The organism is Flavobacterium marginilacus (genome assembly GCF_026870155.1).
Taxonomy (GTDB): domain Bacteria; phylum Bacteroidota; class Bacteroidia; order Flavobacteriales; family Flavobacteriaceae; genus Flavobacterium; species Flavobacterium marginilacus.
Map to the genome: position 1 here is coordinate 1051934 of NZ_CP113975.1, position 14925 is coordinate 1066858.

The following is a 14925-nucleotide window of genomic DNA, read 5'->3' on the forward strand; positions in this document are numbered from 1 at the left end:
TTGTCATTCAGCTTTCTCTTTTTTATTGGTTAAAATTTAATTTGTTTGAATTGTTATTGGCAGGTTGTAAGAAGTTCGTACTGCTTTACCGTCAAGAATTCCTGGACTCCATTTGGTTTTTAATGATTTTAAAACGCGGATTGCTTCTGTTCCTAATCCGTAACCAGGATCTTTTAATACTTTAATGTCTGTCATGCTTCCGTCTTTCTCAATAACAAAAGAAACACTCACACGGATAACCATTTCGCTGTCCAGCTCTGGTTTTTCAAAATTATTGCCAACATAGGTATAAAACTTGTTGATTCCTCCTGGGAATTCAGGTTTTTTATCCAGTACTGCACTATTCAAAATTGCATTTGTAGGTATGCTGGGGGTTTCGGCTCCTGTACCTGCAGGGTTTCCTGTGCCTACGCCTGTTCCGCCTGGAATTGCAGTACTGTTGTCAGTAGTGTTTTTGAGCTGTTCATTGGTGGCAATTGGCTCTATCGTTGCTTCTGTAGAGTGTGTAATTATAGGGTTAATCAGCTGTTGATCGGTATTAATGTTTTGTGCAATTGGTTCTTCAACTGCAGGCATAGCAGCTTCTTCCGGTTTTGTTTCATTTGGTACAATAGGATCAACAAGGTCTACGACAACTATCGGTGGTAAGTCTGGGACTATATTAGTAATCGGGTTTCCTGGATTCAGATGATTATAAATTATCGGAATACTTATTGCAGCTGTCAATAGCGATACTCCCATGAAGAGTGCAAAAAAGGTTGTTTTAGTGTTTTCCTGACGTAAATGATACGCGCCGTATTCTTTGTTTCTGTTTTCGAATACGATGTCAGTCCAGCTTGTTTCGTAGAGGTTTAATTTAGACATAATTTATGGATTTAATGGTTAAAGTAGAGATTAAATCATAAGCTAAAGGAGGTTTTTGTTTCTAACGCAAATAACAGGAATTTTAGTATGTGTGAATGTGATTATTTTTAATAAAGTTGTTAAATAGGTATCGCTGTAAGTAAATATAGTAATATTTATTGAATATAACTATTGTTTTTTAACAAATTAATTCTGTTAATGTGAATTAATCTGAAGTCTTATAATGGAAGGGAGTAAAGTATTTTTGGGATAAAAATTCAGTAAACTATTTTGGTAAAATTACCTTCTGTTCTGAATAATTTCTGAAAGTAATTTTTTGGCACGAAGCAGTTTGATTTTTACATTGCTCAAAGGTTCGTCAATTTTGTTCGCAATTTCCTGATAACTCATTTCCTGAAAATAGCGCAGTTGAATTACCTCCTGATAATGAGGTTTCAGTTCTTTGATAAACCGCAATAGCTGTGACAGATTCTGCTCGGTAATTAATACATCTTCTGCCGATGGAGTAGTATCGGCAACATTATAGGCAGTCTGGTCTTCTTCGTCGGTAATTTCAATAAAAAGGCTCGATTTTTTTTTGCGGATCAAATCAATATGAACATTTTTTGCAATAGAAATTAACCAAGTGTTAAATTGGAATTCTGGGTTGTATGTAGCTATTTTATCAAAGGCTTTAGAGAAAGTTTCAATGGTAATGTCTTCGGCTGTGGTTTCGTTTTCGGTTCGTTTCAGCATAAAACCGTAGACTTCATTCCAGTAGTAATCCAATAGAAAAGTAAAGGCAACCTGGTTTCCTTTCTTAGCTTTTTCTATTTGTTTGCTTATTTCCAATGTGCAGGTTTTGAAAAAATATTGGTTATGAAAACATTAATCTGAGTGAATATAAGTATAATTTCGATAATAGGATACCAATACATTACATCTTTTTCTTTTAATTTTCCAGAAGCAAAGCCAATGACAATCCAAGTAACTAAATATCTAAAGCCGATAAGGCTTAATACTAATATCCATTGAAATTGAAAAACCAATAATGCAATTGGTAACAGCAAGAATAATAATTGTGAGCTAAAGAATAGTCCGAGCTGTATTTTGTCGAATGCTTTATAATATTTAGCAGTGGCAACATGCCTTCTTTTTTGAATAAACCAATCTTTGTAACTGGTTTTTGGAGTTGAGTATGTAAAGCTGTCAGGTGAAAAACTAATACTTGTATTCTCTGAATTTGCAGCTTGGTTGATGAACAAGTCATCATCCCCAGAACGAATCTGAATATGATCTATAAAACCGTTTACATTGAAAAACTCTTCTTTTTTGTAAGCTAAATTACGGCCCACACCCATATATGGCTTGCCTGTTTTTGCCCATGAAAAATACTGAAGAGCCGTAAGCAGCGTCTCAAAACGGATTATTTTATTTAGAAAAGAATTATTTATTTTTTCATATCCGCCGTAACCCAAAACAATTGTTTCTTCTTTGGTAAACTGTGCACTCATCGAAGTTATCCAGTCTTTGGAAGCTGGGTAACAGTCTGCATCTGTAAAGAGAAGATATTCTTTTTTGGCAGCTTTGATTCCTAATGTCAAGGCGTATTTTTTATTTCCCCAAAAAGCTTCGTTGTTTTTTACTTTAACTAAACGGATATTTGAGTATTGTTTTTCAAATTCTTCAAAAATATCCAAAGTAGTATCGCTCGAAGCATCGTCAATCAAGACGATTTCGAAGTCGGGATAATTCTGTTCGGCCAATAATGGAATATATTTAGCGACATTTTCCTCTTCGTTTTTGGCGCACACAATTACCGAAATTGGAATATTTGTAGGTTTAATTTCCTGTGCTCTGGCAAAAGAAAACTTTGCAAAAACAATGAGATAATAAAAAAGCTGAACAGCAACAACAGCAATAAAAAAGTATAAAATAATGTTTAGCATCTTTTATTTTTTGGCTTTTAAAACGATTACAAATGTAATTAGCAATTGTCAATTATCAATGTAAAATGACTAATTACTTTCTCAATTTAGACATTTCTTTTGCTACAGCCTTAGATTGAGGTTTTTCTGTTTTTTTCAATTCCGAAATAATATTAGAATAATTTTTATCATCTCTATTTTGTGACATTTTATTTTTGGCCTGTATCTCTTCAATTTTAATTTCAAATGCCACAATGCCTCGTGTCTGCATTATTGTTTTCTTGGATAATTCCGAAACTCGGACTGGACATTTGGAGTTTTGTTCGTATTTGTCTACCAATTTCGTTAAAGAATCGATTACTTCATCTCCTTCTATGATTTTGATTTTTCCATAAACATGTACTGCTGAATAATTCCAAGTGGGAACATTTTCGTGATCGTACCAAGACGAAGATATGTAAGCGTGAGCTCCTGTAAACACTGCCAAAACTTCATCGTTTGATTCAAAAGCAGTCCATTGCGGATTTTCTTTTGAAATATGACCGTGCAGAATTTCTTCTCCGTTTTTGTTGTAATCCAATTCTAAGGGAATATGCGTGGCAAATAATTTCCCATTGGTTTGATTGATGAGAAGTCCAAATGCATTTTCTTTTAGAAATTTTCGAATGGAGTCTTTGTCTTCGTTCTTGAATATATCCGGGTTGTACATTTTTTAAAATTTAGAGTGTTTTTTGAAAGCAAACAGCATCTAAACGGTTTTCGTATTTGCCGTAGTTAGGTATTTTTCTATAGTTTGATTTCAAGTAAAAGGAACAGGCTTCTTGGTTTTTTACACGTGTTTCCAATACTAATTCTTCATAATGCTGCTCTTTTGCTTTCGACTCCAAAAATGATAAAATGGCTTGTCCGATATTTTTTCCAGGGTATTTGGCAAACATTCGTTTTACTTCTCCAGTTTTTTCAGAAAGCGGTCTAATCGCTCCGCATCCCACAATCTCAGTGTTTAATGCTGCTATGACAAATACATGTTTTGGATTGTCAGATTTCCAATCTGTAAATGAGTTTTTGCCGTCGCTGCCAAAACGTTCATAAAGATTTTGCGATAATTCCTCTATTATTGCGAAAGCTTCGGGGGCATTTGGATCTGAAATTTTGATTGTCAGCATTTTTTTGGACGAAATTTTTTTAGTGCTAAATTATATTTACTTCCGCTTCAATATGAATGCCGAAGGTTTCAAAAACGGTTTCCTGAACAGTTTTGGAAACATTCAAGATTTCCTGCCCCGTTGCGCCTCCGTAGTTTACTAAAACCAATGCCTGATTTTTGTGAACTCCGGCATCGCCAAAACGTTTTCCTTTTAAACCAGCCTGTTCAATCAGCCAGCCTGCAGGAACTTTGACTTCGGTTTCGGAAATGTCAAAGAATCGCATTTCAGGGAATTTCTGGTGTATTGGTTCAAAATTAGATTTTAAAAGTATCGGATTTTTGAAAAAACTACCACTGTTTCCTAATTCGGCTGGGTCGGGTAGTTTGCTTTTGCGAATGGCAATCACGGCGTTACTTACGTCTTTTAGACCGGGAGATGTGATGTTGTTTTTGGCCAGTTCGGCGAGAATGTCACCGTAGGATGTATTTATTTTATGGTTTTGTTTCGTCAGTTTGAAAACGACTGAAGTTATGATGTATTGGTCTTTTACTTCGTTTTTAAAAATACTTTCTCGGTATCCGAAATTACATTCTTCCTTGGTAAAAGTTTTTATTTCCTGAGTTTCGATATGTATCGCCTCGCACGAAATAAAAGTGTCTTTGATTTCTGTGCCATAAGCGCCAATGTTTTGAACGGGCGTTGTCCCAACATTTCCCGGAATAAGTGACATGTTTTCGAGTCCTCCAAAATTTTGTTCAATGTTCCAAAGCACAAATTGATGCCAGTTTTCACCAGCTTGTCCTTCGATCCAAACGAAATCAGCATCTTGTTTTATTATTTTTTTTCCTTTTAAATCAATGTGGATTACAAGCGCTTCGATATTTTTTGTCAAAAGCATATTGCTTCCTCCGCCAAGGATGAATTTTTTTTTGTTTTTATTTTGTTCCAAAATACTTTTCAATTCTGCTAAGCTGTGGACGGCGGCAAATTGTTCGGCTTTGGCTTCAATGCCAAATGTATTGTAGTTTTTTAAAGAAAAATTATTTAAAATTTCCATTAAGAATTGGATTTAAGAGTGTTTTGCTTTAGGAATTATTCAGTGTATAAAGCTCTTTCGATAAAATTATTGAAAGGTTTTAAGGCTAGCATTTTTTCTGCCATTGTCGCAACAAAATCTTTTTGTGTAACCAATTTGGTATCGAATGACTGCGTTGCCGTAAAGCTTTTTAATTTCAAAAATTCAATCGCTGGATCTTCTTTGTCGTAGCCTTTTGGCGGATTTTTTAAAGTCGAATTTTCGTCTCTGTTTAGACTTTGGTAAACGGACTGGAATTTTTTGTCATTTAGGATTTCGACCAGATCATCATAGAAAAAATGGATTTCTTTCCTGATTTTTTGAAGCTGATCCGGCTGAGGGCAATACATTCCGCCGCCAACAAAACATTTTCCGTTTTCTATATGAAGATAATAACCCGAAGCTTCGGTGTGTTTTGAACCTGCAGAAATCCAGATTCCCAAATTTGTTTTGTAAGGAGATTTGTCTTTGGAAAAACGAACGTCGCGGTTAATTCTGAAAACGCAGTTTTTGACTTCCAGCATTTCCAGCGAAGGATCTAGAGGTTTCAATGTGTCGAGTAAAGAACCTACCAGTTGATGGTAGTCTTTTTTTACGGCTTCGTAACGTTTTTTATTTTCGAGAAACCAATCACGGTTGTTGTTGGCTTTTAAATCTTCGAGGAATTGTAAGGTGTCTTTTGAGAGCATGGGCCTGATTATTGTAATTGGGTTTTTAATTCTTCTTCACTCACGAATCCTGATTTTTGCCACTTTACGGCTTGTTTTTCGTATAAAAGCAGAGTAGGAAGTTCACTGATTTTTAGTTCCTGCATAATGGTTTTGTTTTCGTCGGCATTCAGGCGGATGATGGTTACTTTATCGGCCATTTCTTTCTGCATTTTTAGAATGTAAGGCTCCATTTTTTTGCAGGGAGCACACCAAGGTGCATAAAAGTTTACTACTATTTTTTTATCGGATTTTAACAGTTCAGCATATTCCTGACTGCAGATACCGATGATTTTGGTGTCTGGTTTTGCCAGTCCTGCAGCTTCCCATTTGAGCATTCCGCCGTCAAGATTGTAAATAGAGGTAAAACCCAGTTCGGCTAGTTTTGCAGATGCTTTTGCACTTCTTCCGCCGCTTTTGCAGTATACAAACACGGGTTTTGTTTTGTCGTATTTATCTGTTTTTAAAACAAAAGTGCTGCTGAGAAAGTCAACATTATCTGAGTTTTCAATATGTCCTTTTGCATATTCATCGGGTGTGCGGACGTCCAGAATTTGTGCGTTTGGAGTGGCTTTTATTTTTTCAGAATAAGAGGTAACATCAATGGTTTTAACATTTGTCGATGTTTGTCCGCTGCAGGAGAAAACAATGAAGGATATGATGAATAAATAGAGTTGTTTGATTTTCATTGGAAATTAGTATTAATTGATGTAAAATTAAGCAATTTTTGCCTTTTTGAATCTTTAAAGAATCTCAAATCACAAATTGAAAATAGCGAAGCTCTGAATTAGTTGTTTTCTTTCTGTTCCAATTCTTTTTTGATTAATTCTTCCAATTGGTTTTTGGGCAATAATAACTGATATTCAGCTACGCCAATCGGTTTGTTGATGTCTTGGAGTGCAATTTCTACATCTAGATGATTTTTGTCGGCACACAAAATAATTCCGATGGGCTGATTTTCATCAGTTTTTCGTTCAAATTTGTCTAGCAGGGTTAAATAGAAATTCATTTTTCCGATATATTCAGGTTGAAATTCACCAATTTTTAGTTCAATGGCTACAAGTGATTTCAAGTCCCGATGAAAGAATAGCATATCTACAAAATATTCTTTCTCATTATATTCCAAACGATATTGATTGCCAATAAATGAAAAACCTTTGCCGAGTTCTAAAATAAATTGTTTTATTTTTTCGACTAGCCGATTTTCCAATTCTCGTTCTTTTAAGCTTTTTGTAATGCCCAAGAAACCTAAATTGTAACTGCTTTTTAGTATTTCGTTTGCATATTCTGCTATATTTTCGGGTAATGTTTCTTTAAAATTATGACTTTTTTCCAATAGCGTCCTAAACGTTTAAAAAAAGTTCAAAAAAAGAGGGCTGAATTTTGTATCTCAAATTAACTTTGAGTTGCACAACAAAAACCCGCCCTCTTATGGCAAATATAACTTTGTTTTCTCAAATAATTTCAAAATTAGACCGCTCAAAATTCAGTAAAATAGTTTCGAAGAAACAAAGTGACAGGCACAATAAAGGATTCAGTAGTTGGAATCATTTAGTTTCAATGCTTTTCTGTCAGTTTGCAAAGAGTCAATCTGTTCGAGATATCAGCAATGGTCTTCGTTCAGCTACTGGAAACTTAAATCATCTTGGAATCAATAAGGCTCCCTCGAAATCTTCGATTAGCTATCAAAATAAAAATCGTTCCCACGAACTCTTTAAAGAGTATTATTTTGAATTGCTCCAAAGTTTAGGACAGCATCCCAAATTTAAACAAGTGAAATTCAGAATAAAGTCAAAGATTTTTTTATTAGACTCAACCACCATCAGTTTATGCTTAAGTTTGTTTGATTGGGCAAAATACAAAAGAGCCAAAGGAGCTGTTAAAATGCACACACTGCTTGATTTTGATGGTAATCTGCCTGCTTATATCAATATTACCAATGGAAAAACAGCTGATAATAAAGGAGCTTACGAAATTCCTCTTTTAAAAGGAAGTGTGATTGTTGCCGACCGATTTTATAATGACTTCTCCCTTTTGAATATTTGGGACAGCAACGAGGTCTTTTTTGTAATTAGACATAAAGAGAATTTACAATTTACTACAGTGAAAGAAAATGATCTGCCTGAAAACCGTCATCAGCATATTATCAAAGACGAATTGATTGAATTGAAAAATGAGCCCTCAAAAATAAAATACCCAAAACAATTACGACGTGTCGCGGTATGGAATGAAGAAAATGGGCAAGTTATAGAACTCATTACAAATCAGTTTCATTGGTCTCCCAACACCATTAGTGAGTTATACAAAAGCAGATGGCAAGTAGAAATCTTTTTCAGAGACATAAAGCAGCTGCTTCACATAAAATCATTTATAGGAACATCAGAAAATGCGGTTATGATTCAAATCTGGACAGCATTAATCACCATTCTCATTCTTAAAGCATTAAAAGCACAATCTAAATTTGATTGGTATTTGTCCAATTTAGTAGCTTTCATTCGTTTAAATCTTTTCGTTAAAATTGACCTGCAAAAATGGCTGAACAAACCCTTTGAGGAACACATAGAACCTCCCCCAGAAAATATACAGGGGGTTCTGTTTTAAAAAAATGACCATTTCATAGTATAAACTCAATGAAATGGTCAGATTTTATATCCGATAGTTTTATTTAGGACAGGATTGACTTTTTTCAATTGTATTTTCTTGAAGATAGGCTTTGGCTTTGATATAGTTTAGTAAAATATCTCTCGTCCAAGCCATTTCCACTGTTTTTGATGCGTAAAACAAAGCTTCTTCGTCAGAGTTTGTTTTGCTCATTATCAGTAAATTGTGACTCCAAGGTAAAACTGCGACGCACTGTCGCAGTTTTACATCTGAGTTTTTGTATCTTTCATGAAATTTCTTCATATCCCAAAGGTTTCTAGGAGATAATCCCATATCTGGAAAAGAAGATTTCAAGTCGTTTGAGAGTTTTTTAATTACGCCACTGCCATAATTTTCAGCTTGACTTTTTTCTGAAAGCAGTTTTCCAATATTCCAATAAACTGATATGGAGGTTTGGTTTATTTTTTTAGCAATAGCATTACGTGCATTTTGTATTTCGGTAATGCAACTGTTTAAAATTTCTTTATACACAATTATTTCATCCATAGTTGTATCTTGGCATTTCCGTATTTTTCTCACTTAAATAAGTTATAAATATACTGAGTTTTTCCCGAATCTTAAATCACAAATTAAAAATCGTATAACTCTGCATCGTCGATTTTACAATGGCTTCTGTACGTTCAGGGTGAGTGTCGGAGATGAAAAGCTGTCCAAAAGTATCATTGTTTACCATTTCGATGATTTTGGAAACGCGGGTTTCGTCGAGTTTGTCGAAGATGTCGTCAAAAAGCAGAATGGGTTTTACACCGCTTTGTTTTTTCAGGAATTCGAACTGAGCGAGTTTTAAGGCTATCAAAAATGATTTCTGCTGGCCTTGGGAACCGAATTTCTTGATGGGATGATTGTCAATTTCAAAAGAAAGATCATCCTTGTGGATTCCAATGCTCGTGTATTGCAGTATCCGGTCTTTGCTGATGTTTTGCTGCAATAGTGTCAATAAATCATTTTCGAATAAATGGCTTTCGTAAATGATTTGAACCGATTCCTCTGAGCCTGTGATGTTGTGATGATGAAAGTTGAAAATAGGAATAAACTCGGCTATGAATGCTTTTCTTTTTTCGAAAATGGATTGGCCAAATTCGGTTAGCTGTTCATTATATATAGACAAGGTGTCGTTGTCGTAAGTGTGGTTCAGGGCAAAGTATTTCAGCAGGGCGTTGCGCTGGCTCATTACTTTTTGGTACTGAATGAGCTGCTGCAGGTAGTGCGGATCCAATTGGGATATTACGCTGTCCATAAACTTTCTGCGGGTTTCGCTTCCTTCAACAATTAAATCTCTGTCAGCTGGCGAGATAATAACTAGTGGAATAAAACCGATGTGATCCGAGAATTTATCGTAGGCTTTTCCGTTGCGTTTGAGGACTTTTTTCTGGCCTTTTTTGAGACTGCAGACAATCTGTTCGGTTCTTTCGTTTTTTTCGAACTCAGCGTCAATCACGAAAAATTCTTCGCCGTGCTTGATGTTTTGAACGGCAAGCGGATTGAAATAGCTTTTTCCGTAAGACAAATGATAAATGGCATCCAGTACGTTTGTTTTTCCGATGCCGTTTTTGCCTACAAAACAATTGATTTTGCCGTCAAATTCGAAATTGGCTTCGGAAAAGTTTTTGTAATTGAATAACGATATTTTTTTTAAATACATCTGAATGTCTTACTGGAATTTTTGCCTTTGAAGCCTTTTTTTGGATGGTTTCTTAGAGGGCGCAAATTATCGAAAATTATCGAGATATTTAAAGAGGGAATTGATTTAAGATTTTCGATTAGCGATTTTTGATTTAAGATTTGATGCTGTACTGTATTAACTTCCTAAAATCTAAATTCTTCTGTCTGCAATCTAGATTTTTCTGTCACGTCCGCTCGCTCGGTGAGGGATTAGGAATAAGCTGCCGAAGCAGCATGGATAGCCCGACCGAGTTGAGGAAAGGGGCTGTGTAACCATTACCATAAGTAAGCCTCTTTTTTCAATGGGGGCACGCCCTCATTATTTGGATTATTGGGGTGGTTTTTTGGATGAAAATTGCGATGAGAATATTTTTTTTCAATTTTTAATATAAAATCGATTTTTTTTACGTGCATTACAATAAAAATTTTATTTTTGCCGTTCACTAAATTAAATTTTTAAATGGCTACTTACAATAAAAGAGGATATAAAGCACCAAAAGAAAAGGAAGTAAAAGACGATGCAGTTGAAAATGTAATCATTGACGAAAAAGACAGTGCTACGGCTGAGGTTTTTTCGAAATTAGATGAGACGGCTTCTAAGACAGAAGACTGGGTTGCTAAGAATCAAAAAATTATAATTGGGGTTGTTGGAGCTATCACATTGATAACCGTTGGATATTTTGCTTATCAAAAATTCATTTCTAATCCTAAAGAAGACGATGCTGCTAACGAAATGTTTGTTGCTCAGTCTAACTTTGAGAAAGCTGTTAATGGTGTGGCAAGCGATTCATTGTACAAATTGGCATTGAACGGTTCTGAAGGAAAATTTGGTTTTGTGAAAATTGCTGATGAATATTCTGGAACTGCTGCTGGGAATTTAGCTAACTATTATGCTGGTATTGCTTACTTGAATACAGGTAAATATGATGAAGCGATTAATTTTTTGGGTAAATTCAGTTCAAGTGATGTGATGCTTAGTGCTTTGGCAAAAGGAGCTATTGGCGATGCTTATTCTCAAAAAAATCAGCCAAAAGAAGCTTTAGAAAATTATATCAAAGCTTTTGAAGCTAGTAAAAATGATTTCACAACGCCGCGTTTCCTGATGAAAGCAGGTAAAGTAGCATTGGCGCTAGGAAATAAAGCAGATGCTTTGAAATATTTTACAGATATTAAAGAAAATTATGAAAACTCGCCAGAAGCTGCTACAGTTGATGGTTTGATAGGTTTGTCACAGTAATCTAGACGGCAGTTTTCAGATAGCAGTCTATCTGCAATCTTAAATCTGCAATCTGCAATCTTAAATAATATGGCTACCGTAAATAAAAATTTATCCGATTACGATAAAAACACAATCCCAAATGCGAAAGATTTTCGCTTTGGGATTGTTGTTTCAGAATGGAATGATAATATCACTGAGGGACTTTATAATGGAGCACTTACTGCATTGCTTGAAAATGAAGTTCTTCCTCATAACATTATCCGCTGGAATGTTCCCGGAAGTTTTGAGCTGATTTATGGTTCCAAAAAAATGTTGCAGACACAGAATGTAGACGCTGTAATTGCTATTGGATGTGTAATTCAGGGACAGACAAAACATTTTGATTTTGTATGTGAAGGAGTGACGCAGGGGATTAAGGATTTGAATGTTCAGACTGATATTCCGGTTATTTTTTGTGTATTGACAGATAATACGATGCAGCAGTCTATTGACAGAAGCGGCGGTATTCACGGAAACAAAGGTACAGAAGCGGCTGTTGCAGCGATAAAAATGGCTTATATCCGTCAGCAGGCTTCGTTAAGTCATAGAATTGACGACCAGCATTTATTGTCTTCCGGCGCTTTGAGAATCGACAATCTGCCTTTGCAGATAGAAGAATAATTTTTTCTTTGGATTAGCTGTTAGCTAATTTTAAATAACTAATAGAAACCTATATTGTTCATGGAACGGTATGGGTTTTTTTATTTTTTATAAAGAGTTGATAAGGTATAGTCTTGATGAAAAGTTATTTAGAATTGCTGCGGTTTTTTTGGTTTTTTTTATGAGTGCCAAAAAGATAAAACCCAATAGAAATTCCTTAAATTTGTATTTCTTTTGATTTTTTTGTCAGAAATCTGAAATCATTAATCTACAACCTAAAATCTTTCAATGTCGAGTATAATTCAATTGCTTCCCGATCATGTTGCTAATCAAATTGCCGCTGGTGAAGTGGTGCAAAGACCCGCTTCGGTAGTAAAAGAGCTGTTGGAAAATGCGGTGGATGCAAAAGCGACCGACATTAAATTGATTATAAAAGACGCCGGAAAATCACTGGTACAGGTCATTGATAATGGTTCAGGAATGAACGTGACTGATGCGCGTTTGTGTTTTGAGCGCCATGCTACTTCCAAAATCCGCCAGGCCGAAGATTTATTTTCACTGCATACCAAAGGGTTTCGAGGTGAAGCTTTGGCATCCATAGCCGCGATTGCGCATATGGAAATGAAAACTAAATTGGAGCAGGAAGAACTGGGAACTCATATTATTATTGAAGGGAGTAAGTTTATTTCTCAGGATGTGGCTGTTTTGCCCAAAGGAACTTCATTTGCAGTCAAAAATTTATTTTTTAATATTCCGGCCCGCCGTAATTTCCTAAAATCGGATACGGTAGAATACCGCCATATTATTGATGAATTTCAGCGCGTGGCTCTGGCACACCCAAAAATTCATTTTACGTTTTATCATAACGGAAGCGATATGTATAATCTGCCTCCGTCGAGTTTAAGACAGCGGATCGTTAATTTTTTTGGCGGAAAAACCAATGAGAAACTGGTTCCCGTTATGGAAGATACCGAGATGATGAATATTCAGGGTTTTGTGAGCAAGCCTGAATTTGCCAAAAAGAATAGGGGAGAGCAGTTTTTCTTTGTTAATGACCGTTTTATAAAAAGTCCATACCTGCATCATGCGGTAATGGCTGCTTATGAAGGTATTTTGAAAGACGGTTCCCAGCCAAGCTATTATCTGTATTTAACGGTACCGCCGAATACTATCGATATCAATATTCATCCTACGAAAACGGAAATTAAATTCGATAATGAAAGTGCGATGTATGCTATTTTAAGAGCTTCGATTAAGCATAGTTTAGGGCAGTTTAATGTAGCTCCTGTTCTGGATTTTGAAAGGGATGCCAATTTGGACACGCCTTACCATTATAAAAATCTGGAGGCCGAAGTGCCAACTATTCAGGTTGATCGTACTTTTAATCCTTTTGCAGAAGACAAACCTGCAAAGAGTTTTTCGCCAGCTTATAAAAAGCCGGAGTCAGCAGCCAGCTGGGAAAGTCTGTATGTAGGGGTTAAACACGATACAGAAGTTATTTCCGGCGATGATTCTTTTGAGTCAAGCGAAAGTGATTCAGGTTTTGCGAGTAGTGAATTTACGTTTGAAAACGAAGAGGTAACTTCATCTCTATTTGATGATGAGGAAGTGGAGCAGACAGTTCATAAAACGTATCAGATTCATAAAAAATATATTGTTTCTCCTATTAAGTCAGGTATGGTTATTGTGGATCAGAGCAGGGCACATCAGCGTATTCTGTACGAACAGTTTTTAGTTAATATGACAGTGCAGCATGCTGCGAGCCAACAGCTGCTGTTTCCTATTAATTTGTTTTATTCGGCACAAGAAATGGAACTTATAGCCGAACTCCAGCAGTCACTGGTCAATACGGGATTTGTTTTTGAAGAATCGAATACAGATCATATCGTGATTTCGGGCATTCCCGTGAATAGTACTGAGAGCGATGTAGCGGCAGTTTTGGATCAGCTTTTAAGTGATCTGCATAATGGAATTCCAGAGAACAGTTTCAGTCAAAATGATACTATTGCCAAATCAATGGCCAAAAGCCTTGCTATCAAAACAGGTGCTTATTTGACCGAGAAAGAGCAGGAGAATTTAGTGAATGGTCTTTTCGCCTGCAAGGATCCGAATGTTTCCCCATTTCAAAAACCAACTTTCATCACGATGCGTGTGGAAGATTTAGATAAAAAATTTGCGTTATGATGAATATTACCCCGGTTGTAAAACAACTACTGATTATTAATATTATCTTTTTTATTGGTTCGCAATTAGTGCCGGTAACATATGATCTTTTTGCTCTTTATTATCCTGAGAGCGATAATTTTAAAGGCTGGCAGCTGATTACGCATATGTTTATGCATGCACCTTTTCCTAATGTTGCACATATTTTGTTTAACATGTTTGCACTTTATTCTTTTGGCAGTGCTTTGGAACATTTTTGGGGAGGCAGAAAATTTATTTTCTTTTATATCTCTTGCGGATTAGGAGCTGCATTGCTTCATTCTGGAGTTAATTATTTTGAAATTCATTCTTTATTGTCCGAAGTTTCCAGTTTGAATTTATCAAATTCAGAAATACATCAATTGCTAAATGCTGATTATAGTGCGTTATTTGATGCAAATGGTAAAATGATGCCTGGCGAAATAAATTCAATATTAGAAAGAGTGCACTGTACTCAAGAGCAATTCAATACTATTGTTAATGCATCAATGCTTTCAAAAGGAGTAGTTGTTGGTGCATCGGGAGCGATTTATGGTTTATTGGTAGCTTTTGCTTGTATGTTTCCAAATGCTGAATTAGCTTTGATGTTTATCCCAATTCCTATTAAAGCTAAATATTTTGTGCCAGGAATATTGGCAATTGATTTGTTTTTAGGTTTTAAAGGGCAGTCTATTTTTGGCGCAGGCAGTACTGGAATAGCTCATTTTGCTCATGTCGGCGGAGCTTTAACAGGCTATCTTATGATGTGGTACTGGAGAAAAAACCAGTTTAATAATAATCGCTGGGACTAATTTTTTAAATTTAAAAAGAATATTCAAAAGATTTTATAACTGAAACTGTG

Annotated in this window: 16 protein-coding genes; 5 read left to right on the plus strand and 11 right to left on the minus strand. The window is 35.6% G+C overall.

Translation table 11 applies throughout. The annotated features are described in order from the left end of the window. Positions 1 to 36 precede the first annotated feature (36 nt). The 9 genes from OZP07_RS04590 to OZP07_RS04630 form a co-directional block, all read right to left on the minus strand. Positions 37 to 864 (minus strand): energy transducer TonB, encoded by an 828-nt coding sequence (locus OZP07_RS04590; protein WP_281637452.1) that lies wholly within the window; start codon positions 862 to 864, stop codon positions 37 to 39. Positions 865 to 1143: 279 nt separating this feature from the next. Continuing rightward, complete coding sequence (locus tag OZP07_RS04595) at positions 1144 to 1695, minus strand: RNA polymerase sigma factor (RefSeq protein WP_115815085.1); 552 nt, start codon at positions 1693 to 1695, stop codon at positions 1144 to 1146. Beyond that, positions 1686 to 2792, minus strand: coding sequence for a glycosyltransferase (locus OZP07_RS04600; RefSeq protein WP_281637453.1), 1107 nt, complete (start codon positions 2790 to 2792; stop codon positions 1686 to 1688). Before OZP07_RS04600 ends, OZP07_RS04595 begins: the two co-directional genes overlap by 10 nt. Positions 2793 to 2865: 73 nt before the next feature. Next, the gene (locus OZP07_RS04605; protein ID WP_194640108.1) at positions 2866 to 3480 is read right to left on the minus strand and encodes an FMN-binding negative transcriptional regulator; all 615 of its coding nucleotides are present in this window, start codon (positions 3478 to 3480) and stop codon (positions 2866 to 2868) included. Between the two features lie 10 nt (positions 3481 to 3490). Continuing rightward, positions 3491 to 3937 (minus strand): GNAT family N-acetyltransferase, encoded by a 447-nt coding sequence (locus OZP07_RS04610; RefSeq protein WP_281637454.1) that lies wholly within the window; start codon positions 3935 to 3937, stop codon positions 3491 to 3493. 25 nt (positions 3938 to 3962) lie between these two features. Then, entirely contained in the window at positions 3963 to 4976 is a 1014-nt protein-coding gene (gene murB / locus OZP07_RS04615; protein ID WP_281637455.1) for a UDP-N-acetylmuramate dehydrogenase, read from the minus strand. Between the two features lie 35 nt (positions 4977 to 5011). Then, positions 5012 to 5683, minus strand: a complete 672-nt coding sequence (locus OZP07_RS04620) for a DUF2461 domain-containing protein (RefSeq protein ID WP_281637456.1) — start codon at positions 5681 to 5683, stop codon at positions 5012 to 5014. 8 nt (positions 5684 to 5691) lie between these two features. Beyond that, positions 5692 to 6390, minus strand: a complete 699-nt coding sequence (locus OZP07_RS04625) for a thioredoxin domain-containing protein (RefSeq protein ID WP_281637457.1) — start codon at positions 6388 to 6390, stop codon at positions 5692 to 5694. A gap of 98 nt (positions 6391 to 6488) precedes the next feature. After that, the gene (locus OZP07_RS04630) at positions 6489 to 7037 is read right to left on the minus strand and encodes a PDDEXK nuclease domain-containing protein (protein ID WP_281637458.1); all 549 of its coding nucleotides are present in this window, start codon (positions 7035 to 7037) and stop codon (positions 6489 to 6491) included. A gap of 95 nt (positions 7038 to 7132) precedes the next feature. Here OZP07_RS04630 and OZP07_RS04635 point away from each other — a divergent pair, with 95 nt between their 5' ends. Beyond that, positions 7133 to 8302: an IS4 family transposase gene (locus OZP07_RS04635; RefSeq protein ID WP_281637459.1), complete on the plus strand. Its 1170-nt coding sequence runs from the start codon at positions 7133 to 7135 to the stop codon at positions 8300 to 8302. Positions 8303 to 8362: 60 nt separating this feature from the next. Here OZP07_RS04635 and OZP07_RS04640 read toward each other — a convergent pair whose 3' ends face one another. Both OZP07_RS04640 and recF read right to left on the minus strand, forming a co-directional pair. Continuing rightward, complete coding sequence (locus tag OZP07_RS04640; protein ID WP_281637460.1) at positions 8363 to 8848, minus strand: DUF1016 N-terminal domain-containing protein; 486 nt, start codon at positions 8846 to 8848, stop codon at positions 8363 to 8365. A gap of 76 nt (positions 8849 to 8924) precedes the next feature. Further along, entirely contained in the window at positions 8925 to 10004 is a 1080-nt protein-coding gene (gene recF / locus OZP07_RS04645) for a DNA replication/repair protein RecF (protein WP_281637461.1), read from the minus strand. A 480-nt stretch (positions 10005 to 10484) separates the two neighbouring features. Here recF and OZP07_RS04650 point away from each other — a divergent pair, with 480 nt between their 5' ends. The 4 genes from OZP07_RS04650 (at position 10485) to OZP07_RS04665 (ending at position 14875) form a co-directional block, all read left to right on the plus strand. After that, positions 10485 to 11261 carry a tetratricopeptide repeat protein gene (locus OZP07_RS04650; RefSeq protein ID WP_281637462.1) on the plus strand — a complete coding sequence of 259 codons (777 nt, stop codon included), beginning with the start codon at positions 10485 to 10487 and terminating at the stop codon, positions 11259 to 11261. A gap of 69 nt (positions 11262 to 11330) precedes the next feature. Next, positions 11331 to 11903 (plus strand): 6,7-dimethyl-8-ribityllumazine synthase, encoded by a 573-nt coding sequence (gene ribH / locus OZP07_RS04655; protein ID WP_194640115.1) that lies wholly within the window; start codon positions 11331 to 11333, stop codon positions 11901 to 11903. A gap of 267 nt (positions 11904 to 12170) precedes the next feature. Then, positions 12171 to 14066 (plus strand): DNA mismatch repair endonuclease MutL, encoded by a 1896-nt coding sequence (gene mutL / locus OZP07_RS04660; RefSeq protein WP_281637463.1) that lies wholly within the window; start codon positions 12171 to 12173, stop codon positions 14064 to 14066. After that, entirely contained in the window at positions 14063 to 14875 is an 813-nt protein-coding gene (locus OZP07_RS04665; RefSeq protein ID WP_194640117.1) for a rhomboid family intramembrane serine protease, read from the plus strand. The genes mutL and OZP07_RS04665 overlap by 4 nt, the downstream gene beginning before the upstream one ends. Positions 14876 to 14925 lie beyond the last annotated feature (50 nt).